The sequence below is a fragment of the Streptomyces sp. NPDC046860 genome, from assembly GCF_040645115.1.
In the GTDB taxonomy this organism is placed as follows: Bacteria; Actinomycetota; Actinomycetes; order Streptomycetales; family Streptomycetaceae; genus Streptomyces.
In genome coordinates this window covers 109726-136719 of sequence record NZ_JBEYXQ010000013.1, presented here as the reverse complement: position 1 = coordinate 136719, position 26994 = coordinate 109726, and the positions used below count along the sequence as shown (strand labels likewise).

The 26994-nt window shown below is 73.5% G+C and carries 23 protein-coding genes; 15 read left to right on the top strand and 8 right to left on the bottom strand.

The window, feature by feature from the left end; translation table 11 throughout:
* The first annotated feature begins 30 nt into the window (after positions 1-30).
* The 7 genes from ABZ898_RS20290 (at position 31) to ABZ898_RS20260 (ending at position 8883) form a co-directional block, all read left to right on the top strand.
* Positions 31-1629, top strand: coding sequence for a carboxyl transferase domain-containing protein (locus ABZ898_RS20290; RefSeq protein ID WP_361660429.1), 1599 nt, complete (start codon positions 31-33; stop codon positions 1627-1629).
* Between the two features lie 5 nt (positions 1630-1634).
* On the top strand, positions 1635-3482 hold the full coding sequence (locus tag ABZ898_RS20285) for a biotin carboxylase N-terminal domain-containing protein (protein WP_361660426.1): 1848 nt from the start codon (positions 1635-1637) through the stop codon (positions 3480-3482).
* Positions 3483-3543: 61 nt separating this feature from the next.
* A complete protein-coding gene (locus ABZ898_RS20280; protein ID WP_361660423.1) occupies positions 3544-4704 on the top strand; it encodes an acyl-CoA dehydrogenase family protein in 1161 nt (386 codons plus the stop codon).
* Between the two features lie 23 nt (positions 4705-4727).
* On the top strand, positions 4728-6290 hold the full coding sequence (locus tag ABZ898_RS20275) for a 4-coumarate--CoA ligase family protein (RefSeq protein WP_361660419.1): 1563 nt from the start codon (positions 4728-4730) through the stop codon (positions 6288-6290).
* A complete protein-coding gene (locus ABZ898_RS20270) occupies positions 6287-7021 on the top strand; it encodes an enoyl-CoA hydratase family protein (protein WP_361660416.1) in 735 nt (244 codons plus the stop codon). Before ABZ898_RS20275 ends, ABZ898_RS20270 begins: the two co-directional genes overlap by 4 nt.
* Entirely contained in the window at positions 7009-7614 is a 606-nt protein-coding gene (locus ABZ898_RS20265) for a TetR/AcrR family transcriptional regulator (protein WP_361660414.1), read from the top strand. Before ABZ898_RS20270 ends, ABZ898_RS20265 begins: the two co-directional genes overlap by 13 nt.
* Positions 7615-7854: 240 nt before the next feature.
* Complete coding sequence (locus ABZ898_RS20260; protein ID WP_361660412.1) at positions 7855-8883, top strand: 2-oxoglutarate and iron-dependent oxygenase domain-containing protein; 1029 nt, start codon at positions 7855-7857, stop codon at positions 8881-8883.
* An 83-nt stretch (positions 8884-8966) separates the two neighbouring features.
* Here ABZ898_RS20260 and ABZ898_RS20255 read toward each other — a convergent pair whose 3' ends face one another.
* Complete coding sequence (locus tag ABZ898_RS20255; RefSeq protein ID WP_361660409.1) at positions 8967-10067, bottom strand: citrate synthase 2; 1101 nt, start codon at positions 10065-10067, stop codon at positions 8967-8969.
* 150 nt (positions 10068-10217) lie between these two features.
* Between ABZ898_RS20255 and pdxH the strand changes: the two genes are divergently transcribed.
* Both pdxH and ABZ898_RS20245 read left to right on the top strand, forming a co-directional pair.
* Positions 10218-10928, top strand: coding sequence for a pyridoxamine 5'-phosphate oxidase (pdxH, locus tag ABZ898_RS20250; RefSeq protein ID WP_361660407.1), 711 nt, complete (start codon positions 10218-10220; stop codon positions 10926-10928).
* Between the two features lie 378 nt (positions 10929-11306).
* A complete protein-coding gene (locus ABZ898_RS20245) occupies positions 11307-12671 on the top strand; it encodes a PAS domain-containing protein (RefSeq protein ID WP_361660404.1) in 1365 nt (454 codons plus the stop codon).
* Between the two features lie 29 nt (positions 12672-12700).
* Here the strand turns inward: ABZ898_RS20245 and ABZ898_RS20240 are convergent, their stop codons facing one another.
* Entirely contained in the window at positions 12701-13456 is a 756-nt protein-coding gene (locus tag ABZ898_RS20240; protein WP_361660401.1) for an SIS domain-containing protein, read from the bottom strand.
* A 214-nt stretch (positions 13457-13670) separates the two neighbouring features.
* On the opposite strand from ABZ898_RS20240, the gene ABZ898_RS20235 reads away from it, so the two are divergent.
* Both ABZ898_RS20235 and ABZ898_RS20230 read left to right on the top strand, forming a co-directional pair.
* A complete protein-coding gene (locus ABZ898_RS20235) occupies positions 13671-14363 on the top strand; it encodes a metal-dependent transcriptional regulator (protein WP_086689846.1) in 693 nt (230 codons plus the stop codon).
* A gap of 294 nt (positions 14364-14657) precedes the next feature.
* The gene (locus tag ABZ898_RS20230; RefSeq protein WP_361660399.1) at positions 14658-15518 is read left to right on the top strand and encodes an alpha/beta hydrolase; all 861 of its coding nucleotides are present in this window, start codon (positions 14658-14660) and stop codon (positions 15516-15518) included.
* Between the two features lie 8 nt (positions 15519-15526).
* Here ABZ898_RS20230 and ABZ898_RS20225 read toward each other — a convergent pair whose 3' ends face one another.
* The 3 genes from ABZ898_RS20225 to ABZ898_RS20215 form a co-directional block, all read right to left on the bottom strand.
* Positions 15527-17128: a transporter gene (locus tag ABZ898_RS20225; RefSeq protein WP_361660396.1), complete on the bottom strand. Its 1602-nt coding sequence runs from the start codon at positions 17126-17128 to the stop codon at positions 15527-15529.
* Positions 17125-17901 (bottom strand): ABC transporter ATP-binding protein, encoded by a 777-nt coding sequence (locus ABZ898_RS20220; protein WP_361660393.1) that lies wholly within the window; start codon positions 17899-17901, stop codon positions 17125-17127. Before ABZ898_RS20220 ends, ABZ898_RS20225 begins: the two co-directional genes overlap by 4 nt.
* 70 nt (positions 17902-17971) lie before the next feature.
* Positions 17972-18649, bottom strand: coding sequence for a bifunctional DNA primase/polymerase (locus tag ABZ898_RS20215; RefSeq protein WP_361660390.1), 678 nt, complete (start codon positions 18647-18649; stop codon positions 17972-17974).
* A gap of 260 nt (positions 18650-18909) precedes the next feature.
* Between ABZ898_RS20215 and ABZ898_RS20210 the strand changes: the two genes are divergently transcribed.
* Together ABZ898_RS20210 and ABZ898_RS20205 are read left to right on the top strand one after the other, a co-directional pair.
* Complete coding sequence (locus ABZ898_RS20210) at positions 18910-20295, top strand: transcriptional regulator (RefSeq protein ID WP_361660387.1); 1386 nt, start codon at positions 18910-18912, stop codon at positions 20293-20295.
* A 197-nt stretch (positions 20296-20492) separates the two neighbouring features.
* Positions 20493-21932: a hypothetical protein gene (locus ABZ898_RS20205; RefSeq protein WP_361660384.1), complete on the top strand. Its 1440-nt coding sequence runs from the start codon at positions 20493-20495 to the stop codon at positions 21930-21932.
* A gap of 19 nt (positions 21933-21951) precedes the next feature.
* On the opposite strand, the gene ABZ898_RS20200 is transcribed toward ABZ898_RS20205, so the two are convergent.
* Complete coding sequence (locus tag ABZ898_RS20200) at positions 21952-23277, bottom strand: ABC transporter substrate-binding protein (protein ID WP_361660382.1); 1326 nt, start codon at positions 23275-23277, stop codon at positions 21952-21954.
* A 117-nt stretch (positions 23278-23394) separates the two neighbouring features.
* On the opposite strand from ABZ898_RS20200, the gene ABZ898_RS20195 reads away from it, so the two are divergent.
* Both ABZ898_RS20195 and purU read left to right on the top strand, forming a co-directional pair.
* Positions 23395-23895, top strand: a complete 501-nt coding sequence (locus tag ABZ898_RS20195; RefSeq protein WP_361660379.1) for a hypothetical protein — start codon at positions 23395-23397, stop codon at positions 23893-23895.
* 60 nt (positions 23896-23955) lie between these two features.
* The gene (purU, locus tag ABZ898_RS20190; RefSeq protein ID WP_361660376.1) at positions 23956-24849 is read left to right on the top strand and encodes a formyltetrahydrofolate deformylase; all 894 of its coding nucleotides are present in this window, start codon (positions 23956-23958) and stop codon (positions 24847-24849) included.
* A gap of 28 nt (positions 24850-24877) precedes the next feature.
* Here the strand turns inward: purU and ABZ898_RS20185 are convergent, their stop codons facing one another.
* A complete protein-coding gene (locus ABZ898_RS20185) occupies positions 24878-26104 on the bottom strand; it encodes a maleylpyruvate isomerase N-terminal domain-containing protein (RefSeq protein ID WP_361660373.1) in 1227 nt (408 codons plus the stop codon).
* Positions 26101-26673, bottom strand: a complete 573-nt coding sequence (locus tag ABZ898_RS20180) for a sigma-70 family RNA polymerase sigma factor (protein ID WP_361660370.1) — start codon at positions 26671-26673, stop codon at positions 26101-26103. The genes ABZ898_RS20185 and ABZ898_RS20180 overlap by 4 nt, the downstream gene beginning before the upstream one ends.
* Positions 26674-26994 lie beyond the last annotated feature (321 nt).

Genomic DNA, 26994 nt, shown 5'->3' with positions numbered 1-26994 from the left:
CACTCCCGCACCCCACCCCGGAGCCACCCCATGACCCTCCTGCCCACCGCCCTCGACCCCACCGCCCCCGACCACCAGGCCAACCGCGAGGCAATGCTCGCCAAGCTCGCCGACCTGGAGACGGAGCACGCCAAGGCGCTCGCCGGCGGCGGTGAGAAATACGTGGCCCGGCACCGCAAGCGGGGCAAGCTGCTCGCCCGCGAGCGGATCGAGCTGCTGGTCGACCCCGACACGCCCTTCCTGGAGCTGTCCCCCCTCGCCGCCTGGGGCAGCGAGTACACCGTCGGCGCGTCCCTGGTCACCGGCATCGGGGTGGTCGAGGGCACCGAGTGCCTGATCACCGCGAACGACGCGACCGTGCGCGGCGGCGCGAGCAACCCGTGGAGCCTGAAGAAGGCGCTGCGGGCCAACGAGATCGCCCGCGCCAACCGGCTGCCCGTCATCAGTCTGGTCGAGTCCGGCGGGGCCGATCTCCCCTCGCAGAAGGAGATCTTCATCCCCGGCGGGGCCATCTTCCGGGACCTGACCCGGCTGTCCGCCGCGGGCATCCCCACCGTCGCCGTCGTGTTCGGCAACTCCACGGCCGGGGGCGCGTACATCCCCGGCATGTCCGACCACGTGATCATGGTCAAGGAGCGCGCGAAGGTGTTCCTCGGCGGTCCGCCGCTGGTGAAGATGGCGACCGGTGAGGAGAGCGACGACGAGTCGCTGGGCGGGGCCGAGATGCACGCCCGCACCTCCGGCCTCGCCGACCACTTCGCGGTGGACGAGCGGGACGCGATCCGGCAGGCACGCAGGGTGGTCGCACGGCTCAACCACCGCAAGGCGTACGCCGATCCGGGCTTCGCCGAGCCGCCCAAGCACGATCCGGAGGAACTCCTCGGCATCGTCCCGGGCGATCTGCGCACCCCCTTCGACCCGCGCGAGGTGATCGCCCGCCTGGTCGACGCCTCCGACTTCGACGAGTTCAAGCCGCTGTACGGCACGAGCCTGGTCACCGGCTGGGCCGCGCTGCACGGCTACCCGGTCGGCATCCTCGCCAACGCGCGCGGGGTGCTGTTCAGCGAGGAGTCGCAGAAGGCCGCCCAGTTCATCCAGCTCGCCAACCAGCGCGACATCCCGCTGCTGTTCCTGCACAACACCACCGGCTACATGGTCGGCAGGGACTACGAGCAGGGCGGCATCGTCAAGCACGGCTCGATGATGATCAACGCGGTCTCCAACTCGACCGTGCCGCACCTGTCCGTCCTCATGGGCGCGTCCTACGGCGCCGGCCACTACGGCATGTGCGGCCGCGCCTACGACCCCCGCTTCCTCTTCGCCTGGCCGAGCGCCAAGTCGGCCGTCATGGGCCCGCAGCAGCTCGCCGGGGTGCTCTCCATCGTGGCCCGCCAGTCGGCGCTGGCCAAGGGGCAGCCGTACGACGACGAGGCGGACGCCGCCCTGCGCGCCATGGTCGAGGGGCAGATCGAGTCGGAGTCACTGCCCATGTTCCTGTCCGGACGGCTCTACGACGACGGGGTCATCGACCCCCGCGACACCCGAACCGTCCTCGGTATGTGCCTGTCCGCCATACACACCGCTCCCTACGAGGGCGCCCGTGGCGGCTTCGGCGTCTTCCGGATGTGAGGCCCATGATTTCCACCCTGCTCGTCGCCAACCGGGGCGAGATCGCCTGCCGGATCTTCCGCACCTGCGCCGACCTCGGCATACGTACCGTCGCCATACACTCCGACGCGGATGAGGGTGCGCTGCACACACGTGTGGCCGACACAGCCGTACGACTGCCGGGTGCCGCGCCCGCCGAGACGTATCTGCGCGGCGACCTGATCGTGAAGGCCGCGCTCTCGGCCGGCGCGGACGCCGTGCACCCCGGCTACGGCTTCCTCTCCGAGAACGCCGACTTCGCCCGCGCGGTACGGGACGCCGGGCTGGTCTGGATCGGGCCGCCGCCGGAGGCGATCGAGGCGATGGCGTCCAAGACCCGCGCCAAGGAGCTGATGGGCCTCGCCCCGCTCGACGCGGCCGACGTCACCCCGGCCGACCTGCCGGTCCTGGTCAAGGCGGCGGCGGGCGGCGGCGGACGCGGCATGCGCGTCGTGCGCGACCTCGCCGCGCTGCCCGGCGCGCTGGAGGACGCCCGCGCGGAGGCGGCGAGCGCCTTCGGGGATGGCGAGGTGTTCGTGGAGCCGTACCTGGAGAACGGCCGCCATGTCGAGGTGCAGGTCCTCGCGGACACGCACGGCACGGTGTGGACGCTCGGCACCCGCGACTGCTCGCTCCAGCGCAGGCACCAGAAGGTCATCGAGGAGGCCCCGGCACCCGGCCTGCCGCCCGCGCTCACCGAGCAGTTGTACGCGCTCGCCGAGCGGGCGACCCGCGCCGTGTCCTACGAGGGCGCGGGCACGGTCGAGTTCCTGGTGGCCGACGGCCGCGCCCACTTCCTGGAGATGAACACCCGGCTCCAGGTGGAACACCCCGTCACTGAGGCGGTGTTCGGGATCGACCTGGTCGCCGAGCAGATCCGCGTCGCCGAGGGGCACGCCCTCCCCGCCGAGCGGCCCGCCCCGAGCGGGCACGCCGTGGAGGCGCGGCTGTACGCCGAGGACCCGGCGCGCGGCTGGGCCCCGCAGACCGGCACCCTGCACCGCTTCACCGTGCCGGACGGCGTACGGCTGGACACCGGCTGCGCGGACGGCGACACCATCGGCGTGCACTACGACCCGATGCTCGCCAAGGTCGTCGCGCACGCCCCCACCCGCACCGAGGCGGTCCGCAGGCTGGCCGGCGCCCTGGAGCGGGCCGCGCTGCACGGCCCGGTCACCAACCGCGACCTGCTGGTCCGCTCGCTGCGGCACCCCGAGTTCACCGAAGCCCGCATGGACACCGGTTTCTACGACCGCCACCTGACCACCCTCACCGAGCCCGCCCCCGACCCGTACGCCCCGCTCGCCGCGGCCCTCGCCGACGCCCACGGTCGCTCCCGCTTCGGCGGCTGGCGCAACCTGCCCTCGGGCCCGCAGGTGAAGCGGTACGAGACGGCTGGGGAGGAGCGCGAGGCCGCCTACCGGCACACCCGGACCGGCCTCGCGGCGGACGGCGTGCGCGTGGTGCACACGAGCCCGCACCTGGTCGTCCTCGAAGTGGACGGCGTACGGCGGAAGTTCGAGATCTGCCGGTACGGCGACCAGGTCCATGTGAACGCCACCGCCCTGACCGCCCTGCCCCGCTTCCCCGACCCCGCCACCGAACACGCCCCCGGCTCCCTCCTGGCCCCCATGCCCGGCACGGTCGTCCGCCTGGCGGAGGGGCTCACCGAGGGCGCCGAGGTGAAGGCGGGCCAGCCCCTGATCTGGCTGGAGGCGATGAAGATGGAGCACCGCATCACCGCCCCCGCGGACGGCACCTTGACGGCGCTCCAGGCAGCCGTGGGGCGTCAGGTTGAGATGGGCGCCCTTTTGGCGGTCGTCGACTCCAATTAACCGAGGAGCGCGGGGAACTGCGCGAGCAACCACCGATCACTCGCACCCGAAGGAGACAAAAATGCCCACCCTCATCGAGTCCGAAGAGCACCAGGCCCTCCGCAAGGCAGTCTCCGCCCTCGGCAAGCGCTACGGCCGCGACTACATCACCCAGGTCATCGCGGAGAACCGCTACCCCACCGAACTCTGGCAGGAGGCAGCCAAGTTGGGCTACCTCGGAGTCAACCTCCCGGAGGAGTACGGCGGTGGGGGCGGCGGCATAGCCGAACTCTCCATCGTCCTGGAGGAGCTGGGCGCCTCCGGAGCCCCCCTCCTGATGCTGGTCGTCTCCCCGGCCATCTGCGGCACGGTGATCGCCCGTTTCGGCACCGAGGAGCAGAAGCGCACCTGGCTCCCCGGCCTCGCGGACGGCACCAAACTGATGGCCTTCGGCATCACCGAGCCCGACGCCGGCTCCAACTCGCACCGCATCACCACCACCGCCCGCCGGGACGGCGACGACTGGCTGCTCACCGGCCGCAAGGTCTTCATCTCCGGGGTCGACCACGCCGACGCCGTACTGATCGTCGGCCGCACCGAGGACGCCCGTACCGGCAAGCTCAAGCCCTGCCTGTTCATCGTCCCGCGCGACGCCGAGGGCTTCTCCCGCAACCCCATCGACATGGAGCTGACCGCCGCCGAGAAGCAGTGGGAACTCGTCCTGGACGACGTACGGCTGCCCGCCGACGCCCTGGTCGGCGACGAAGACGCCGGGCTGCTCCAGCTCTTCGCCGGGCTGAACCCGGAGCGCGTCATGACGGCCGCGTTCGCCATCGGGATGGGCCGCTACGCCGTCGCCAAGGCGCTGGAGTACGCCCGTCAGCGCACCGTCTGGAAGACCCCGATCGGCGCCCACCAGGCCATCGCGCACCCCCTCGCCCAGGCCCACATCGACCTGGAACTTGCCAAGTTGATGATGCAGAAGGCGGCCCTCCTCTACGACGCCGGGGACGACATCGGCGCGGGCGAGGCGGCGAACATGGCCAAGTACGCGGCGGGGGAGGCGTGCGTCAGGGCCGTCGACCAGGCCGTGCACACCCTGGGCGGCAACGGACTGACCCGCGAGTTCGGGCTCGCCTCGCTGATCATCGGCGCGCGAGTGGCCCGGATCGCCCCGGTGAGCCGGGAGATGATCCTCAACTACGTCTCCCACCAGACCCTCGGCCTGCCCAAGTCGTACTAGACCGACCGACGTTCGGAGGAACCGTGTTCCACAGCCCGTACGCCGGGGTCCCGCACGTCGAACAGCCCATCCATGACGCCGTCCTGGGCGGAGCCGCCGCCCACGGGGACCGGCCCGCGCTGATCGACGGCGTGGACGGCACCACCCTCACCTACGCCCAACTCGACTCCCTGCACAGGAGACTGAGCGCCGCGCTCGCGGAAGCCGGGGTGCGCAAGGGGGACGTGCTCGCCCTGCACAGCCCCAACACCATCGCCTTCCCGCTCGCGTTCTACGCGGCCACCCGCGCGGGCGCCACCGTCACCACCGCGCACCCGCTGCACACCCCGGAGGAGCTGGCCAAGCAGCTCGCGGACAGTTCGGCCCGCTGGCTGATCACCGTCTCGCCCCTGCTGCCGACGGCCCGCAGAGCCGCCGAACTCGCGGGCGGGGTACGGGAGATCTTCGTCTGCGACCACGCGCCCGGCCACCGCTCGCTGACCGAGCTGCTCGCCACCGGCGCCCCCGAGCCGGACATCGCCGTCGACCCCGCCGAGGACGTGGCCGCGCTGCCGTACTCCTCCGGGACCACCGGCACCCCCAAGGGCGTCATGCTCACCCACCGGCAGATCGCCACCAACCTCGCCCAGCTGGAGCCCGCCGTCACGGTGGAGCCCGGCGAGCGCATCCTCGCCGTACTCCCGTTCTTCCACATATACGGCTTGACCGCCCTGATGAACGCGCCCCTGCGCAAGGGCGCCACGGTGGTCGTGCTGCCCCGCTTCGAACTGGACACCTTCCTCGCGGCGATCGAGACCCACCGCATCACCGGCCTGTACGTCGCCCCGCCGATCGTGCTCGCCCTCGCCAAGCACCCCTCGGTCGCCCGGTACGACCTCTCCTCGCTGAAGTACGTGATCAGCGCCGCCGCCCCGCTGGACGCGACCCTCGCCGCGGCCTGCGCCGACCGGCTGGGGCTGCCGCCGCTGGGGCAGGCGTACGGCATGACGGAGCTGTCGCCCGGCACCCATGTCGTCCCGCTCGCCCAGCTGCGCGACGCGCCGCCCGGCACGGTCGGCAGGCTCGTCGCCGGCACCGAGATGCGGATCGTCTCCCTGGACGACCCGGGCAAGGACCTCGGCCCCGGCGAGCGCGGCGAGATCCTCATCCGGGGCCCGCAGATCATGAAGGGCTATCTGGGCCGCCCCGACGCCACGGCCGCGCTGATCGACACCGACGGCTGGCTGCACACCGGCGACGTCGGTCAAGTGGACGACGAGGGCTGGCTGTTCGTGGTGGACCGGGTGAAGGAACTCATCAAGTACAAGGGGTTCCAGGTGGCCCCCGCCGAACTGGAGGCCCTGCTGCTCACCCACCCCGGCATCGCGGACGCGGCCGTCATCGGCGTCGTCGACGAGGACGGCAACGAGGCACCGCACGCCTTCGTCGTCCGCCAGCCCACGTCGCCGGACCTCAGCGCCAACGACGTCATGCTGTACGTGGGGGAGCGCGTCGCGCCGTACAAGCGGGTGCGCGGCGTCACCTTCACCGACGGCGTCCCCCGCGCCGCCTCCGGCAAGATCCTGCGGCGGGAGCTGCGCCCATGACCCTCGTCGGACGCACCCGCGACCGTGCCGTGGAGACGCTGAGCCTCGACTCCCCGGACACCCGCAACGCCCTCTCCGCGCCCCTGGTCGCCGAACTCGCCGAGGCCCTGGCCGACTGCGCGAAGGACCCCGGAGTACGGGCGGTCGTGCTCACCCACACCGGCACCACCTTCTGCGCCGGGGCCGACCTGCGCGACCCGCCCCGCCCGGACGCCTTCGTGGGCCTGCTGCGGCAACTCGTGGAGCTGCCCAAGCCGGTGGTCGCCCGGATCGCCGGGCACGTCCGAGCGGGCGGGCTCGGGCTGGTGGGCGCCTGTGACATCGCGGCCGCCTCGGCCGGGGCCACGTTCGCCTTCACCGAGGTCCGCATCGGGGTCGCCCCGGCGGTGATCTCCCTGCCGCTGCTCCCGCGCGCCGACCCGCGCGAGCTGGCCCGGTACTACCTCACCGGCGAGCGCTTCGGCCCCGCCGAGGCGGTACGGCTGGGCCTGCTCACCCTCACCGGCGACGACGTGGACGACGCCCTCGCCCCCGTCCTGGACGGTCTGCGCCGGTCGTCGCCCGACGCCCTGGCCGCGACGAAGAGCCTGCTCACGGCTAGGGTGCTGGAGACCTTCGACCGGGACGCGGCTCAGCTCGCCGCGCTCTCGGCCCGGCTGTTCTCCGCCCCCGAGGCGCGGGAGGGGATGACGGCCTTCCTGGAAAGACGGGATGCGGCATGGGTGGTGTGAGTACGGCGGAACGCGACCGCGTACCCAAGCAGGACCGCAGCCGGGCCACCCGGCTGCGGCTGCTGGAGGCCGCCGTGGCCTGCCTCGCCGAGCACGGCTGGGCGGGCTCCACGGTCTCGGTCGTCGCCGAGCGCGCGGGCGTCTCGCGGGGCGCGGCCCAGCACCACTTCCCCACCCGCGAGGACCTGTTCACGGCGGCCGTCGAGTACGTCGCCGAACGCCGCTCCGGCGCGTTGCGGGATCTGTTCCCGGAGGGGGCCGGCGACCGCGGGGCCGTGGTCCGCGCCCTCGTCGGCCTCTACACCGGCCCGCTCTTCAGGGCCGCGCTCCAGCTCTGGGTGGCCGCCGCCAACGAGGAGCAGCTCCGCGGCCGGGTGACCGAGCTGGAGGCCCGGGTCGGCCGGGAGAGCCACCGGATCGCGGTGGAACTCCTCGGCGCCGACGAGTCCCGGCCCGGTGTGCGCGAGAGCGTGCAGGGCCTGCTCGACATGGCGCGCGGCCTCGGCCTCGCCACCCTGCTCACCGACGACACCGCCCGCCGCGAGCGGGTCGTGGCCCAGTGGGCGGCGCTGCTGGACGACGCCCTCGGCTGAGCCAGGAGCCGAGGGGTGACCGGCGTCACACTCGAAATCGAAGGCCCGCAGTACTCTGGGCCCATGCTTCCGATGCTCGTTCGACGCCGACACGTGGACTACGTGCGCGTCACGAGCATGGGCTGTCGGCGTTCCGCCTGATCCAGCCCCCTTCTCGTCTCTCTTCTTTCCTCGTCCGGCACCAGGGGGCCGCCACACCCCTCGCGGCTGCCCGTGCCCCGTACACCTCGCGGACGCACCATGACGAATCATGCGACGGACCCGTCGTACGCCCAGCTCCCGATCATCGACCTCTCGGCCGCCGACCGCGGCCCCGAGGAGCGGGCACTCTTCCACGCCCGGCTGCACAGCGCCGCCCACGACGTGGGCTTCTTCCAGCTGACCGGGCACGGCGTGACCCGGGCCGAGACCGACGCCCTGACCTCGGCCATGCGCGCCTTCTTCGCGCTGCCCGAGGCCGACCGGCTCGCCCTGGACAACGTCAACTCCCCGCACTTCCGGGGCTACACCCGCACCGGCGACGAGCGCACCGGCGGGGCCCGCGACTGGCGCGACCAGCTCGACATCGGCGCCGAACGCCCGGCCCGCGTACCCGGTCCCGGCGAGCCGCCGTACTGGTGGCTCCAGGGCCCCAACCAGTGGCCGGCCGCCCTGCCCGAGCTGCGGACCGCCGCGCTCGCCTGGGTCGAGAAGCTCAGCACGGTCGCCCAGCGTCTGCTGCGCGAGCTGCTCACCGCCATCGGCGCCCCGGCCGGCTTCTACGACCCGGTCTTCGGCGAGCGCGCCCACCCGCACCTCAAGCTGGTCCGCTACCCCGGCAGCGCGGGCGACGGCACCGACCAGGGGGTCGGCGCCCACAAGGACTACGGCTTCCTGACCCTGCTCCTCCAGGACGCGGTCGGCGGCCTCCAGGTCCAGCGCGCCGACGGCCGCTTCCACGAAGTCCCGCCCCTGGAGGACGCGTTCGTGGTCAACCTGGGCGAACTCCTGGAGGTGGCCACCAACGGATACCTGGTGGCCACCAACCACCGCGTGGTCAGCCCGCCCGCGGCCACGGAACGCTTCTCGGTCCCCTTCTTCTACAACCCGGCCCTGGACGCGAAAATAGCCCCGCTGCCTTTCCCGCACGCGGAAAAGGCCCGAGGCATATCGACAGACCCGTCGAACCCGCTGTACGCGGAATACGGCTACAACGAACTGAAGGGAAAGCTCCGCGCGCACCCGCTGGTGGCGGAAAGACACCACGCGGATCTGCTGACGCCCGCGTAAAGTGTGCCGTTTTTAGGGGCGCGGGGAACTGCGCGACCAGCCGCAACGGGCGAGTCAGCCGCCCCGCGCCCCAACCACCCCACTCAGTGGGCGATATTCTCGAACCCGGAAATATCAGAAGGCTTCCGAGTCCCAGGCCCCACATATTCCGCAGAGGGCCGCACAAGCCGCCCCGTCCGCTTCTGCTCAAGAATGTGCGCCGACCACCCGGCAGTCCGCGCACACGTGAACATAGAAGTGAACATGTGCGAGGGAACTTCGGCGAAGTCGAGCATGATGGCCGCCCAGAACTCCACGTTGGTGGCCAGCACGCGGTCCGGCCGCCGGTTGTGCAGTTCCTCCAGTGCCGCCTTCTCCAGCGCCTCGGCGATCTCGAACCGCGGAGCGCCCAGCTCGCGGGCGGTGCGCCGCAGCACGCGGGCGCGCGGGTCCTCGGCCCGGTAGACCCGGTGCCCGAACCCCATCAGGCGCTCACCCCGGTCCAGGGCCTTCTTGACGAACCCGACGGCGTCCCCGGTGCGCTCGATCTCCTCGATCATCCCGAGCACGCGGGACGGCGCGCCGCCGTGCAGCGGACCCGACATCGCCCCGACGGCGCCCGACAGCGCGGCGGCGACGTCCGCGCCGGTGGAGGCGATCACCCGGGCGGTGAAGGTGGAGGCGTTCATGCCGTGCTCGGCGGCGGAGGTCCAGTACGCGTCGACGGCGGCGACGTGCTTGGGGTCGGGCTCCCCGCGCCAGCGGATCATGAACCGCTCCACGACGGACCTGGCCTTGTCGATCTCCCGCTGCGGCACCATCGGCAGCCCCTGCCCGCGCGCGGACTGGGCGACGTAGGACAGCGCCATGACGGCGGCGCGGGCGAGGTCGTCCCGGGCCTCCTCGGCGTCGATGTCCAGCAGCGGCCGCAGCCCCCACACCGGCGCCAGCATGGCGAGCGCGGACTGCACGTCCACCCGGATGTCACCGGAGTGCACGGGGATGGGGAACGGCTCGGCGGCCGGCAGGCCGGGCGCGAAGGCGCCGTCCACCAGCAGCCCCCACACGTTCCCGAAGGACACGTTTCCCACGAGGTCCTCGATGTCGACGCCCCGGTAGCGGAGGGACCCGCCCTCCTTGTCCGGTTCGGCGATCTCGGTCTCGAACGCGACGACTCCCTCTAGTCCGGGTACGAACGCGGACATAAGGCGGCTCCTCAGTCTGGGTCGGTGGCGGTCATCACCGGTACTGCCCCACGCGCAAGGGGGTCACCCGAAACGGGGGCGGAAACAGCACGATAGCCCTGAGTGCCACTCTTGGGGAGCCCCCGCGGCACTGAGTGCCACGTTCGTGCGATGCGGCAGGATGACCGGGTGACCGACCGCGATCGCACACCGCTGCCCGACCCGGCCGTAGATCCCGCGTTCATGCGCAAGCAGTACCAGGCGCGCGGGCTGGGCGAGGAGGAACTCGCCTCCCACCCGATGGACCAGTTCGCCCGCTGGTTCCAGGACGCGGCCCGCGCCGCCGTCCTGGGCACGCTCTACGAACCCAACGCCATGGTCGTCTCCACCGTGGGCCCGGACGGCCGCCCCAGCTCCCGCACGGTCCTGATGAAGGGCTACGACAGCGACGGTTTCGTCTTCTACACCAACTACGGCTCCCGCAAGGCACGTGACCTCGCGCAGAATCCGTACGTCTCGCTGCTCTTCCCCTGGCACCCCGTCGCCCGGCAGGTGATCGTCGGCGGGGTCGCCCGGCGCACCGGCCGCGAGGAGACCGCCGCCTACTTCCGCAGCCGCCCGCACGGCTCCCGGCTCGGCGCCTGGGCCAGCGCCCAGTCCACGGTGATCGGCTCGCGCGACGTCCTGGACGACGCCTACGCCGACCTCGCCGCCCGCTACCCCGAGGGCGAGGAGGTGCCGCTGCCGGAGAACTGGGGCGGATTCCGGGTCGCGCCCGACACCGTGGAGTTCTGGCAGGGCCGGGAGAACCGGCTGCACGACCGGCTCCGCTACACCGCCACGCCGGACGGCTCCTGGACGACGGACCGGCTGAGCCCCTAGAGGGTGCACACACGGAAGCGACCCGCGAGTTCGGGTTCCGCCGCCGTGAGGCGGGGGAGCCGGCCGGACGTGCCGGCGAACTCGCGGGTCGGGTGACTGCCTGGGATTGGGCCGGCCGCACGCGTCGATCACGCGCTGGTCCGGCACCGCACTAGGTGGGGTGACGGGCCGCTAGCCCGCAGCCACCTCACGCGTCCGGTTTCCGTACATCTGCCGAACCACCTCCCTTCCGTGTGCTGTCAGCCTAGGAAGCGGGCACCCGCGGTTCAAGCGATTTTCACCGCCGCAATCTGGCGGAACGACGTGTGGGCTGGGTCACGGTCGAGTTGAATGACCATCGACGCCGTCAGCCGGACGGATCGTGCAAGGGGGACCAGGGTGAGTGCTTCCCGGCGCAGTGGGACCACCGACGAGCTGGGACCGGAGGAACCGGCCGGCGCCGACCTGCTCGCCGCCCTGCTGGACGGCATGGACGCCGCCCTGTGCGCCTTCGACGCCGACGGCACCGTCACCCACTGGAACCGCGAGGCGACACGCATCCTGGGCTGGAGCGCCGCCGAGGCGGTAGGCCGGCCCGGCTTCGACGGATGGGCGGTGCGCACCGCCGACGCCGGGGAACTGCGGCAGCGGCTGCGGGCGGCGATGCGCGCCCCCGGCCGTCAGGTCCACGAGTTCGCCCTGGTCACCAAGGACGGGCGGCGCGTCCTGGTGCGCACCCAGTCCGCCGCCGTACGCGGCTCCGACGGCCGTCCGGCGGGCCTGTACTGCGCCTTCAGCGAGGTGCACACCCAGATCGACCTGGAGCGCTCCATCGCGCTGAGCGAGGCCCTGTTCGAGGACGCGTCCTGGGGCGTCGTCCTCATCGACGCCGACCTGCGCCCGGCCGTCGTCAACGCCTACGCCGCCCGCTCTCTTGGCGTGGGGCGCACCGCCGCGCTCGGACGCCCGCTGGGCGAACTGCTCGCGCAGGGCGTGGAGGAGCTGGAGAACGCGCTCACCCATGTGTTGGCCGAAGGCGCCCCGCCCGGACCGATCGAGCTGTGGGTGACCGTGCGCTCGGCCGAGGGGGAGCGGCGGCGCTGCTGGCGCAGCGGCTTCGTGCGGCTCGCCTCCCCGCTGGGCCAGGAGCCGGTGCCGCTCGGCGTCGGCTGGCTCTTCCAGGACGTCACCGAGGCCCGGCAGGGCGAGCGCGAGGCGTCCCTGCTGCGCTTCCGCGCCAACCAGCTCCACCGCGCGGCGCGTGCCGCCGCCGAGTGCGAGGACCCCGCCGAAGCGGCCGTCGTCCACCTGGAGTTCGCCCTCGCCGGCTTCGCCGAGCACGCCCTGCTGGACCGGCTGGCCGGCACGCGCGGCGAGACGGTGCGGCTGGAGCGGCTGGCCGCCACGCCCGCCGGGACGCCCGGCGCCGACGTCCACACCGGCCTGCCCGTGCGCTACGCGCCGGACCACCCCGCGCCCCGCTGCACCGAGCGCGGCGGCACCGTCCGCGCGGACGTCGGCGGGGTGCCCGCCCAGCGGGCGCACGACTGGGCCCGCACCCGGCACTGGCCCGCCGACACCGCCCACGCGCTGTGCACCCCGCTGCGCAGCCGGGGCCGGACCCTGGGCGTACTGACCTTCCTGCGCGGCACGTCCCGCGACGGCTTCGACCGGTCGGACACGACGTACGCGGAAGAGGTCGCCGCGCGCATCGCTGCGGCGCTGGACCTGGCGGACGCGGTGCGCGGGAGCGAGCGGGGCTGAGCCGCCGGAGGCGGCAGGGCGACGGCGTTCTAGTGGTGGTAGAAGATCCGGTCGCCGTACTTCTCCATGATCCGGGCGTTCCAGGCGTGACCGCCGTCCACGTTCCCCGAGCGCAGCAGCGGGGGCTCGACACCCCGGTCGGCCAGGGTGGCGGCGGCCGTCGCGAGCACGGACTGCATCAGGGCCGAGGTGACGACCGTGGAGGCGGGCGCGAAGGGTGCCGGGACGGTGTCGAGGGTCAGCTCCGCATCCCCGACCGCGATCTTGGAGTCGAGCACGACGTCGCAGTGGTCCTTCAGGAAGGTGCCCGAGGAGTGCCGGGAGGCGGTCTCGGCGGCGTAGGCGACCGAGGTGAGCCCGATGACCTTGATGCCGAGCGCCCGGGCGTGCTGGGCCATCTCCACCGGCAGCGCGTTGCGGCCGGACAGCGAGATGATCACCAGGGCGTCGCCCTCGCGCAGCGGCGAGCTGTCCAGCACGGCGGAGGCGAGCCCGTCGACCCGCTCCAGGGCGGAGCCGAGGACGGCCGGGTTGACGTCGACACCGACCACGCCGGGCACGGCGAGCAGGTTCATCAGGGCGAGACCGCCCGCGCGGTAGACGACGTCCTGGGCGGGGAGCGAGGAGTGGCCGGCGCCGAAGGCGAAGAGCCGTCCGCCCGCCTCCACCGTGTCGGCGAGCAGGGTCCCGGCGGCGGCGATGGCCCCGCTCTCCTCCTCGCGCACCCGCCGCAGCAGGCCGATCGCGGCGTCGAGGAACAGGTCGGCCGGCGTACCGTCGCTCATGCGGTGCCCCTTCGCGCGTCGATGTCGCGGATCACCGTGCGGTCCGGACCAGCGCGGTGTCAATACGGCCCGCCGTTCCCGGCCGAAGGGCGGCCGGTTCCCGCTGTTTCTCCGGCGCGGCACGATTGTCGGTGGTATCCGGCAGAATTGACTCCTGGGCCAGCGCACGCGCCGAGAGCGGTGAGCTTTCGGCAGAGGTAATCGAGGGGCACGTATGTCCGGACTGATCGACACCACGGAGATGTATCTCCGCACCATCCTCGAACTGGAAGAGGAAGGCGTCGTCCCCATGCGCGCCCGCATCGCGGAACGGCTCGACCAGAGCGGGCCGACCGTGAGCCAGACGGTGGCGCGCATGGAGCGGGACGGACTGGTGTCCGTGGCCAGCGACCGTCACCTGGAGCTGACCGACGAGGGCCGCAGGCTGGCGACGCGCGTGATGCGCAAGCACCGGCTGGCCGAGTGTCTGCTCGTGGACGTGATCGGGCTGGAGTGGGAGCAGGTGCACGCGGAGGCGTGCCGCTGGGAGCACGTGATGAGCGAGGCGGTGGAGCGCCGCGTGCTGGAACTGCTGCGCCACCCCACCGAGTCGCCGTACGGCAACCCGATCCCGGGGCTCGAGGAGCTGGGCGAGAAGGACGGGGCCGACCCGTTCCTGGACGAGGGCATGGTCTCGCTCGCTGAGCTGGACCCCGGCTCGGACGGCAAGACGGTCGTGGTGCGCCGGATCGGGGAGCCGATCCAGACGGACGCCCAGCTCATGTACACGCTGCGGCGGGCGGGCGTGCAGCCCGGCTCGGTGGTCAGCGTGACCGAGTCGGCCGGGGGCGTGCTGGTGGGCAGCGGCGGTGAGGCGGCCGAGCTGGCCTCCGACGTGGCGTCCCACGTGTTCGTCGCCAAGCGCTGAACGGAGGAGGCCCCGGCGCCGCCGCGGCGCCGGGGCCTCACCTCCCCGGTACCGACCCGGAGCCCCGAGCTCCCAGGGTCGGACCCTCCGGACCGTTTTTCCCCGAGCGGTCCGTCCCCCCACGCCAGAGAAGATCCCCCCGGCGGTGGGGATCATTCCTCTTCCGGTGTCACTCGAACGAGGGGTGTTGGGCGAGCGAACGCTCTTTTCGAATCGACGTTCGATAATCTGCGACGGACAGCACCACGGGCGACAAGACGGCGGCGACAGCGGGAGCTGGGGGGTGCCAGGTCGATGGCACGGCGTATCGAGGTGGCAGGGGCGGGCGGGGTGCGGCTGACCGCGTGGGAGTTCGCGGACCCGCCCAAGGAGGGGACCGGACCGGGCACACCGAGCGTGCTGCTGCTCCACGGTCTGATGGGGCGCGCGGCGCACTGGGCGCCCACCGCGCGCGCCCTCGCCGGCCGGCACCGCGCGGTCGCGCTCGACCAGCGCGGACACGGCCAGAGCGAGCGGCCCCCGGAGGAGGCGTGCACCCGCGAGGCGTACGTCGAGGACGCGGAGGCCGCGCTCGAACAGCTCGCCCTCGCCCCCGCCGTGCTGGTCGGCCACGCGATGGGCGCCCTCACCGCCTGGCAGCTCGCCGCCCGACGCCCGGACCTGGTGCGCGGCCTCGTCATCTGCGACATGCGCGCCTCCGCGCTGGGCGCCGCCTCGCAGGCCGAGTGGGCCGACTGGTTCCGCTCCTGGCCGCTGCCCTTCACCACCCTCGCCGACGTCCGGCGCTGGTTCGGCGAGGACGACCCCCGGCTGGAGCGCCCCGACCCCGCGCGCGGCGCCTTCTACGCCGAGGTGATGCACGAGTGCGCCGACGGCTGGCGCCCCCTCTTCGACCCCGACCGGATGCTCCGCACCCGCGAGACCTGGGTCCACGACGCCCACTGGGACGAACTCACCCAGGTCCGCTGCCCCGCCCTCGTCGTCCGCGGTCTCGACGGCGAGCTGGGCCGCGCGGAGGCCCAGGAGATGGTCCGGGTACTCCCCCGCGGCCACTACGCCGAGATCCCCGAGGCGGGCCACGTCCCCCACTACGACCAGCCTGCCGCCTGGCAGGGGGTGCTGGAGCGGTTCCTGGGGGACCTGGAGGCGCCCTGAGGCGTGCGCTACCCCTTGCTCACCGCCGTGAGGATCTCCGGCAGGCGGGCCGCCGTCCTCGGCGCCGCCAGGCGCAGCCCCGTCAGGGCGAGGGCCGTGCCGTAGGCCGCGCCCGCCGGGAGCAGCAGCCAGGACCAGGCGTCGCCCCCGGCGCTGACGTTCAGCCAGATCGTCGCCGCGATGACCGGGGAGCACAGCAGCGCGGCCCCGATCATGCCGCCGAAGATGGAGATCCAGGCGAGGCCCGCCTGGCCGGGGGCGACGTTCTTGTGCCCCTCCTGCGGTATCGAGTAGGGCGAACGCGCCGACGTCCAGGCGCCGGTGGCGAGCATCGCGCCGAGCAGGGCCAGGGAGAGGCCCAGCACCTCGGGCAGCCGGGACCAGTCGCCCAGCAGGGCGGTGGTGACCACGGTGACGAGCGTCGCGTAGGGCAGCGTGATCAGCAGCAGGGCCAGGGCCCGGCCGCGCAGCTCGGCGTACGCGTCCCGCGTGGAGGAGACGGTCATGGCCACCATCCAGAACGCGGAGGTGTCCTGCCCGAACTGGTTGTACATCTGGATGCCGAGCATCCCGGAGGCGAAGCACGCGAAGTACAGCGAGCCGGTGCCCTGGATCGCGTTGAACACCGGCACGATCAGCCCGATGGCCAGCGAGGTCACCCAGGCCGCCTTGGTCTTCGGATCGCGCCAGACGTAGCGCAGGCTCCGCTCCATCACCGCGCCCGTGCGCCCGCCGGGCAGCAGCCGGGCCAGTCCGGCCGAGGCGCGGCCCTGGCCGCCGGCGTCGGCGTCCTGGACGGTGGAACCGTCCGGCGAGGTCATCAGCCGGGTCAGGCTGCGCGCCCACGCCCCGACCAGCAGCACCAGCGCCAGCGCGCACAGCGCGAGCTGGGCCACCGCCGTGCCGTACGCCCCCTCGCCCGCCGCGCGCACCGCGCCCAGTGCCGAGGCCGGCGGCACCCAGGACAGCACGTCGGCGACCGGCCGCAGCTGGCCGAGTCCGCCCGAACCGAGGCGCTGAGCACCGAAGTTCACGAGCTGGGCGCCGATCGCGATCACCAGCCCGCTCAGCACGGCCAGATCGCGGCCCTTGCGGCTGGTCAGCAGCCTCACGTTGGCCGCCGCGACCGCCCGTGCCAGCGCCACGCACGTCAGCAGCGCCAGCGCGACCCCCGCCACCGCGAAGAGCCACCCCGCCGCGCCGTGGGCCAGCGACAGCCCGCAGCCCACCAGCACCAGCAGGGTGAACGCCGGGCCGATGCCGACCAGCGACGCGGCGAGCAGCCCGCGGATCAGCTCCCGGGGCCGCAGCGGCAGCATCACCAGCCTGGTCGGGTCCAGCGTCTCGTCGCCGCCGGGGAAGAACAGCGGCATCACCGCCCAGCCCAGCGCCAGCACGGCCACCCCGGGCACCGCGACGGCCTCGGGATGGTCCTGCCAGCGCAGGGCCACGAACCCCAGCAGCTGCAGCAGCGCGAACAGCAGGGTCAGGACGGCGGAGGCGACGAACGCGGCCCGCCGCCCGGTGGACTGCCGCAGGCCGTTGCGCAGCAGGGAGAGCTTCAGCCGGACCAGTACGGAGGTCGTGGAGCCGGGTGCCGCGGTCGTCATCGCACCGCCCCGCCGCCGAGCCAGTCCAGATCGGACCCGGTGTCCCGCCCGCTCGCGCCCACCAGCTCCAGGAACGCGGCCTGGAGCGTGGGATGCTCCCCGCGCACCTCGGCCAGCGTCCCGGTCGCCCGGATGCGCCCGGCGGCCAGCACCGCCACCCAGTCGCACAGCGACTCCACCAGCTCCATCACGTGCGAGGAGAACACCACGGTGGCCCCGGACGCGGTGTACCGCTCCAGCACACCCCGGATGATCTGCGCGGAGACCGGGTCGACGCCCTCGAACGGCTCGTCCAGGAACAGCACTTCGGGGTTGTGCAGCAGCGCGGCGGCGAGACCGATCTTCTTGCGCATGCCGGTCGAGTAGTCGACGACCAGCTTGTGCTGCGACCCGGCGAGGTCCAGCACGTCCAGCAACTGGGTGGCCCGCTTGTCCACCTCGGCCCCCGGCAGCCCGCGCAACCGGCCGCAGTAGAGCAGCAGTTCACGGCCCGACAGCCGCTCGAACAGCCGCAGTCCCTCCGGCAGCACCCCGATCCGGGACTTCACCGCCACCGGGTCCTGCCACACGTCGTGCCCGACGATCTCCACGGACCCCTGATCCGGCCGGAGCAGGCCGGTCACCATCGACAGGGTGGTCGTCTTGCCCGCTCCGTTCGGGCCCACCAGCCCGATGAACCTCCCGGCCGGCAGATCGAGATCGACGCCGCCGACCGCCACCTGCTGCCCGAACCGCTTCCAGAGTCCCCGTACCCGTACCGCTGCCTCTGTCATGACGGAAACCCTACGGTGACGGCCCTGTCCGGGGCACCCGCGCGGCGGAACCCCCGGCTCCGGAGGGGCTTCAGCCGTCCCGGCCGCAGGCGTACGCGAGCGACGGGATCAGCTCCTCCGCGTCCGGCAGCCACCGGTTCGCGGGCGTCGGACGGCACGCCCACTGCACCGCCCCGCGCGAACCGACCCGGGTCGGCGGCGCGACCACGTACCGCCCCTCGCCCAGCGGCACCAGATCCCGCGCGACCGCGCCCCAGCCGAGCTGCCGCACCAGCTCCGGCGCCTTCGCCGCGCCGCCCGGCAGCACGAAGAACTGCATCCGCCGGTCCGGCGCGAGCGCCACCGGGCCGAGGTCCAGCTCCAGGCGCCGCATCCGGGCCAGCGCCAGGAACCCCGCGCTCTCCGGCACGGACAGCGCGTCGAAGGTGCGCCCCGTCGGCAGCAGGATCGACGCCGTGGGCCGGTCCTGCCACATCCGCCGGACGACGCTCGTGCTGCCGGTCGCCCGCGTCGCCCAGTCGGGGCGCGTGGGGTGTGCGCCGGGCGCGGGGCAGACGGTGTCGCCGCAGGAGCACCGCCGCGCCCCGCCGCAGTCCTCGAGCCAGCTGCCCGCCAGCACGTCCCAGTGCCGCTCCTGGGCGTAGGCAACGGCGGTCTCCAGCAGCGATTCCGCGCGCTGCGGCGGGATACGGGCCGTGTCCGGGCCCGCGGTCGTCTCGTCCACGACCCACTCAACTCCCGTGCCCATCTCGGGTTACGGTCCGGCCGCGCGCGGGGGCGGCACACCGCTCCACCGGCCGGGGCGCATGGGAGCACGGGCGGGGGCGCGTGGGAGGAACGGGCGGGCGGTGCGGGTAACCACGAAGGGCACGGGGGAGCCGGGCGTTCGGGTTCACCCCGGCAAACCGCACATGTCGCGCATTGACGCTATGTCGACTGGGAAGTGATCTGCAGGACCGGATCGTCCGGTGGGATCTTCACGCTCCAGGGGTTCGCAGGGGGTAGCGGATGGCCGCGAGGCCGCTAGTGGCGAGGCAGCCCAATGAACGGCTGCAGGCACTGATCCAGGAAGCGGGGTGCTCGAACGCGGGGCTGGCCCGGCGCGTCAACATGTGCGGGGCCGAGCACGGTCTCGACCTGCGCTACGACAAGACCTCCGTGGCCCGCTGGCTGCGCGGCCAGCAGCCGCGCGGACGCGCCCCGGCGATCATCGCGGAGGCGCTCGGCCGCAAGCTCGGCCGTACGGTCACGATCGACGAGATCGGCATGGCCAACGGCAAGAACCTCGCCTCCGGCGTCGGCCTGCAGTTCTCGCCGACGGTGCTCGGGGCCATCGAGCAGGTCTGCGAGCTGTGGCGCAGCGACGTGGGGCGGCGGGACTTCCTGTCCGGCTCCTCGGTCGCCGCCTCCGCGCTGGTCGAGCCCAGCCGGGACTGGCTGATCTCCGCGCCGGACGCCCAGGTGGCCCGGCAGGCGGGCCCGCGCGTGGGCCAGGCCGACGTCGCGGCGGTGCGCTCGATGACCCAGGCCCTGGTCGACCTCGACCACCAGTACGGCAGCGGGCATGTCCGTCCCGTCGTCGTGCACTACCTCAACAGCGTCGTCTCCGGGCTGCTCGCGGGCTCGTACCGGGAGGCGGTCGGGCGTGAACTCTTCGCGGCGGTCGCCCGGTTGACCGAGCTGGCCGGGTACATGGCGGTGGACACCGGCCAACCGGGCCTGGCCCAGCGGTACTACATCCAGTCGCTGCGCCTGGCCCAGGCGGCCGGGGACCGGGGGTACGGCGGCTATGTGCTGGCCGCCTCCATGAGCCACCTGGCCGCCGAGCTCGGGAACCCCAGGGAGATCGCCCAGTTGGCGCGGGCCGCGCAGGAGGGCGCTCGCGGCCGGGTCACCCCGCGCGCGGAGTCGATGTTCCACGCGGCCGAGGCGCGCGGGCACGCCGTGCTGGGCGACGTGCGCGCCGCGCAGTCGTCCGCCGGGCGGGCCATCGCCGCGCTGGAGCGGGCGGACACGGCTAACGGCGACGACCCGGTGTGGATCGCCCACTTCGACGAGGCGTACCTCGCCGACGAGTTGGCGCACTGCCACCGCGACCTCGGCCAGGCCGAGGCGGCGGCCCGGTACGCGCGCCAGGCGCTGGAGCGGCACCCCGCCTCCCGCGCCCGGCGCCGGGCCATCGGCTATGTGCTCCTCGCCACGGCCCAGGTGCAGCAGCGCGAGATCGAGCAGGCGTGCGGCACCGGCACGAAGGCCGTGGAACTTCTGGAGACGCTCCGCTCCGAGCGGGGCACCGAGTATCTGGAGGACCTCCAGCAGCGGTTGCAGCCCTTCCGGGACGAGGCGGTGGTGCGGGAGTTCGGGGCGCGGCTCGACGTCCGGCAGGCGGCCTGAGGAGGCGTCGCGTCCGAGATGCCCGTGAGCCACGGCACTCGGGCGCGACGGGGGACCAAATACAGCGTGCGGGGCGGTGGTTCTGTTACCGCTGTCACAGGGAGGACGCTCGGGGCCTGAGCTGCGTGGCACCGGGCTCGGCGGACCCGGTAGCGTGAGCCGACGATTCCGAACGTCCTTCAATCGTAGGAGTCCCGGTGACGCAGAGTGGACAGGGCGATCAGCCCTCGGCGCGACCCGCGCACGAAGGCATCGTGCTGCCCTCCGACGGAGGGGAGCCGCTGCTGCCGGGCACGACGGGCGCACCCGCCGCGCCCCCCGAGGGCCAGGCGTGGGGCGGCTCCTGGGGTCCCGGCCAGGAACAGCAGCCCCAGCAGGGCCAGGGCTGGCCCCCGGCCGCCGCCCAGCAGTGGCAGACCCCGGAGCAGCCGGCCGGACCCGGCCCGATGCCGCCCGAGGGCCCCTCGTACGAGGCGCAGGGCTACGGCGCCGCCCACCAGCCCTACCCGCAGCAGGGCTACCCGGGCGACGGCGGCTACCCGGCGCAGGCCGCGCCGCTGCCTCCGATGGACGAGGCCGCCACGCAGTACATGCCGCCGGTGCCGCCCGGCCAGGGCCCCGAGGGCGCGACCCAGTACCTCCCGCCGGTCCCCTCGGGCGGCGTCGACCAGGCCGCCACCCAGTACATACCCCCGGTGGCGTCGGGCGCGCTGCCGCCCGAGGCCACCGGCAACGACGGCCACCAGGGCTACCCGCAGCAGCCGGTGGACGAGGCGGCCACCCAGTACATCCCGCCCTACCAGGCCGGTGCCGACGGCGCCGACCGGCAGCCGCCCGCCGAGTTCGACAACCTCTTCCGGGGCGCCCAGTACGGCGCCGGGGCCGCCCAGGGCGCGACCCAGCAGATGCCCCGCGTCCCGGCCGGCGACCCGCGCACCGCGCCGGTCGTCTCGGGCCAGCCCGCCTACCGCCCGCTGGACCGCGACGACGACGTCCGGCGCGACGGCCGCACCGGTTCGCGCCTGCCGGTGATCGCCGCCGTCGGCGTCGGCATCATCGTGCTCGGCATCGGCGCGGGCGCCCTGCTCAGCGGCGGCGGTGACGACGGCGACGACAACCGGCCGGTCGCCTCCTCCACCCCGGCCAGCCAGCAGCCCTCGCCGTCCGCGTCCGCCGCCGACCCGGCGCAGCCGCAGGCGGTCGAGCTGGACAAGCTGCTCGCCGACAGCGGCAGCAGCCGCACCACCGTGATCCAGTCGGTGGAGCGCATCAAGCAGTGCAAGGACCTGGACCAGGCCGCCGCCGACCTGCGCGGTGCCGCGCAGCAGCGCGCCGCGCTGGTCACCCGGCTCGGCAAGCTCTCCGTGGACAAGCTGCCCGCCAGTGCCGAACTGAACTCGGCCCTGACCAAGGCGTGGCAGGCGTCGGCCTCGGCGGACAACCACTACGCGGCCTGGGCCCGGCAGGCCAAGAACAAGAAGGTCTGCGGCAAGGGGCACGCCAAGGTCACCGACCAGGCCCAGGCAGCGGGCCAGGCCAGCGGCACGGCCACGGTGGAGAAGAAGAAGGCGGCCGAGCTGTGGAACGCCATCGCCGCCAAGTACGGGCTCACCACCCGCCAGCCGACCCAGCTCTGAGGTCCGGGCGCGGGCGGGGTCAGCCCACGTCCGCGCTCTCCAGCGTCCGCGTCATGTCGCCGCCCGCGGCGGCGGACCCCGTGCCGTCCGGCCGGACGGCGACCAGCCTGCCGTCCCGGACCACCTGAAGGGTGACGTCGGCGTTGACCAGGCGGGGGAAGCCCACCGAGGCGAGCCGGGTCTCGTCCGGCCAGTGCAGGGTCGGGGTCAGCCCGCCGGTGGACACCCGCAGACCGCCGTCGAGGGTGTGGCGCACGGTGTCGGCGCTCACCTCGCCCTCGCCGATCCGCTCCAGCACGGCCCGCAGCACGGTGTAGGCGATCCAGGTCGTCTGCACCCCGGCGTCGGCCGGGTCGATGCGGTTGTCGCCGAACGCCTCCTCGCCGATCATCTGCTTCATCGGCTTCCAGCGCGGATCGGACGCCACCGGGTACCAGCCGGTGATGTACGCCCCCTCGTACGGCCCCGACGCCCCGCCCGTCGCGTCGATCTCCGTCTGGTCCACGCTGCCCAGCACGGTCGCCGTGCGCACCGGGGCGTGCTCGGCGCGGACGCGGCGGAAGGAGTCCATGAAGGTGTCGGTGCGGTCGCCGAGGGCGGGCACCACGCACCCCTCGCCCGTCGTGCCGGCGGTCGCGCTGCGCAGCGCCCGCTCGGCCTGGCCGCCGTACTCGGTGGCGTCCTCGGCGGCGAGCTGGTCGACGGCCGCCGGGTGGCCGCTCGCGGTGAGGCCCGAGTCGAGCAGTGCGGGCAGCTCGTCCCCGGCGATGCTGTCCGGCCGGACCAGCGCGACGGCCCCGCACTCCTCGGCGAGCGCCCGGCCGAGCCCCGCCAGCAGCGCGGGCTGCCCGCCGTTGACCGGGTAGGAGTACGGGCCGGTGAACTCGTCGGCGGTGACGCCGTAGCCCCCGATGTACGGGATGCCCGCGCTCTCCAGCGGGGCGAGGAAGGAGTCGCCGAACTGGCTGTAGGAGCCGACGACCGCCACCACGTGTTCCGCCGCCGCGCGCCGCGCGCACTTGGCCGCACCGACGCTGTCGTTGTGGTCGTTGCAGGTCAGGACGGTCAGGCGGCGGCCGCCGATCCCGCCGTGCCGGTTGATCCACTTCGCGTAGGCGCGGGCCGTCGCGGGCATGCCGGGCTTGTTGGTGGCGCCGGTGTTCTCCGGTGCCCAGGTCATCACCCGGACCGTGCCGTCGTCGGAGCCGCCGTCCGTGCCCGGCGTGGTCCCGCAGCCGGCGATCAGCGCGGCGCAGGCGGCCAGGGCGCCCGCGTGCCGGGCGGTCCGCGACGGCCGCGCGGAGGAGGTGGGGGAGCTGTCGGGGGTGCCTCGCCTGCCGGTCATGGGCCGCCACGATTCCCCCACATCGCCAACCGGGGAGTGACAGCCGGTCGACCACGGGTGACGCGCGGGTGAATTGCGGGGGCGGATGTCACCGGTGTGGCGCGGAACGTACGATCGATGACCGTGCAAGGTTCGGAGAACTCTTCCCGTCGCGGCCGTCGCTCCTCCACCATGGGCGGCATGCCGCTAAACGACATGCCGTGGTGGCGCTGGCGCAGCAACGTGCGCTCCGCGCTGCACATGCTCTCCGACCAGGCTTTCCAGCGCGACGTGTGGCTCGCGGGGGTGGAGGGGTACGGGGACGTCACCGACGCGGTGTACCGGCTGGTGGAGGACACCTGGCTGGACAACTGGTCGGCGGAGAAATACGTCGGCACGATCTTCCGGGACTCCCAGGAGGCGGCGCTGGTGGACACCGCCGTGCTGCGGGTGCTGCGGATCATGCACCAGGTCGGCCCGGACGCGCCGGTCGCCGTCTACCTCCAGCACCCCCAGTGGCCGGAGGCGGTACGCGCGGCCCAGGACGCCCATCTGCGCCTCGCCGCCAGCGACGGCGACGACCCGGCGGCCGCCCCGCGCACCCTGGAAGCGCTGCGCATCCTGACGACGGCGATCTGAGGTCCGCCTGCCGGACGCCCGCCCCGGCGCGCGGCAGTCCGGCGTGAGATCGTGTCCTGCATGAACGAGCAGCCCAGCCGCGCCGGCGCCGCGGCCGACACCCCGGCGGACCAGTACGTCCTCACCCTTTCCTGCCCGGACAAAAAGGGCATCGTGCACGCCGTGTCGAGCTATCTGTTCATGACCGGCTGCAACATCGAGGACAGCCAGCAGTTCGGCGACCACGACACGGGCCTGTTCTTCATGCGCGTCCACTTCTCGGCCGACGCCCCCGTGACGCTGGACAAGCTGCGGGCGAGCTTCGCCGCGATCGGTGACTCCTTCGGCATGGACTGGCAGATCAGCCGGGCCGACCAGAAGATGCGGATCGTGCTGATGGTCAGCAGGTTCGGGCACTGCCTGAACGACCTGCTGTTCCGCGCCAGCATCGGGGCGCTGCCGGTGGAGATCGCCGCCGTGGTGTCCAACCACACCGACTTCCAGGAGCTGGTGGGGTCGTACAACATCCCCTTCCACCACATCCCGGTGACCCGCGACACCAAGGCGCAGGCCGAGGCGCGGGTGCTGGAGCTGGTGCGCGAGGAGCGGGTCGAGCTGGTCGTGCTCGCCCGGTACATGCAGGTGCTCTCGGACGACCTGTGCAAGGAGCTGAGCGGGCGGATCATCAACATCCACCACTCGTTCCTCCCCAGCTTCAAGGGGGCGAAGCCCTACCACCAGGCGCACGAGCGCGGTGTGAAGCTGATCGGGGCCACCGCCCACTACGTCACCGCCGACCTCGACGAGGGCCCGATCATCGAGCAGGAGATCGAGCGGGTGGGGCACGACTCGACGCCGGAGCAGCTCGTCGCCATCGGGCGGGACGTGGAGTGCCAGGCGCTGGCGCGGGCCGTGAAGTGGCACGCGGAGCGGAGGATTCTGCTCAACGGGCGCCGGACCGTGGTGTTCGCATAGCGCTGCTTCGCTGGGGCGGAGCCTGTTGTCACATCCGGCTCAGTGACGCCGTGGCCGTCAGGACGTCCCGGATCGCCTCCCGGTCGCCCCGCTGGCCCGCCGTCGTCTCCTCCGGGGTGAGGTGGCCGGCCGCCAGGCGGCAGAACTCGACGCCGTCCAGGGCCACATGGGCCACCTCGTGCTCGGGGACGGGACCCGCCGGGGAGTCCAGCGGGATCAGCCACTGGCCGCCGGCCGCGCCCTCGATCTCCAGACGCAGGCTCCGGGCGGGCGTCCGCGCCGGGGCCGCGCCGCGGTGGGCGGCGACCGCCAGCGGCAGCATGCGGGCCGCCAGCTCGATCATGCTGCTCAAGTGCCGTGGCGCGGGCGGGTCGTAGGGGTAGTGCACCGCGTTGGCGATGTCCTCCGCGTGCACCCAGCACTCGAAGGCGCGGTCCACCATCGCGTCCCGCAGCGGCAGCGTGAAGTCGCCGTAGCCCACCGGCAGGCCGCCCGCGCCGCCGGTGAAGGACACCGTGCGCAGGAGCCGGTGGCTCTGGTCGCGCCACCGGCCGCGCACCGCGCGGGTCTGCGGGAAGTGCGAGGCCCGCCAGAACGCCTCGGTCCGCTCGGCGGGCCCGGCGGCGCCCGGTCCGGGTCCGGCCCCGGCGGCGGTCTCCGTCAGCGGGTCCTCCAGGCCGAGCGCGGTCGCCACCATGCCGTCGACCGACAGCAGATGGGCGATCACCCCGGCGACGGTCGTCCGGCGGGTCGCGGGCACGCCCGCCTCGAACCAGCGCAGCCGCACCGGGGTGTGCCACTCGGCGTCCCCGAAGTCGCGCAGCAGCGCGTCCAGCCGGGCGGTCTCCGCGTCGTACGACGCGGCCCAGTCGGGGACCGGGATGCGCGGCGGGCGGCGGCGCAGGCAGTTCTCCAGCACCCGGTTGCGCAGGGTGGGGTCCACCTCCAGGCTCTCCGGGCGGTGCAGCAGGCCGACCGCCTCGCGCAGCCTCCGTGCCTCGTCCGCGCAGGCCCCGCACTCGCCGAGGTGCTCCTCCACGGCCTCCGTCTCCGCCGCCGAGCAGGCGGCCAGGGCCCAGGCGCCGAGCAGGGAGCGCAGCACCTCGTGCGGGAGGTCGAGCCGCTCGGCCCCGGCGGGGGAGCGGGGCGCGGGCACGCGCGCGGCCTCGCCGGCCGGGCCGCGCCGCGCGGGCGCGCGCTCCGCCGTCTCGTCCTCGGGCCCGCCGGGGGCCCCGGAGCGGTCCGGGCCGTTCATCGCGTACCTCCCGGCCCCGGTGGCGCCCCGGCGTCGTGGGCCGTCGAGAGCAGTTGCAGGCCGAGGCGGAGCCGGCGCCGGGCCTCGTCCTCGGTGACGCCGAGGTCGGCGGCCGCCTGGCGGTAGTCGCGCCGCTGGAAGTAGGCCAGGTCCAGCGCGGCGCGCAGCGGATGCGGCATCGAGTGGACGATCCAGTCGGCGCGGGCGGCGACGGAGGCGTGCCGTACCCGGCTCTCCAGCGCCGCCAGCTGCTCCGGGGAGCCGCCGCCGAGCGCGGCCGTCTCGCTCTCGCGCAGCCGCTGCACGGCCAGCCGCTGGGTGGTGGCGGCGATCCAGGTGCGCAGCGGGCCCTGCCGGTGGTCGTAGGTGTCGGGGTGCTCCCAGACGTGGGCGAAGACCTCGCGGGTCACGGCGTCGGCGGCCGACTCGTCGCTCAGCACCCGGTGGGCCAGTCCGCGCACGAGGGAGGCGAACCGGTCGTACAGCTCGCCCAGGGCGGCGGCCTCACCGCGCGCGAGCCGCTGCTGCATCGCGCGGTCCCAGCGGGGTGGTGCGTTCTTGGCCGGCATGCGGTTCCCTCCCCTCGCCGTGTCCAGGGTGTCCCCGGCGTCCCCTCGAATGTAGTCGGCACGTCCTGCGGTGCGCGCCCCTTTGTGTCAATGCGCGCCCCCGGCAGCGCCGCAGGTGGTAGGGGGTCCTTCACACCGTCTTCACTTATCTCGGGTCCATCTTCGATCGAAGTACGATCGAACCCGATCGACAGTGACCGAAACAAGCCCTCTGTCGATCCCCCGCGGTTTGCGGTTCCGTGTTTCAGGGAAACGGCCGCTGGGCAGCCGCGCGGAAAGAACCGTAGGAACTGCTTCCATTTCCGGGTGGTTCCGCAAGAT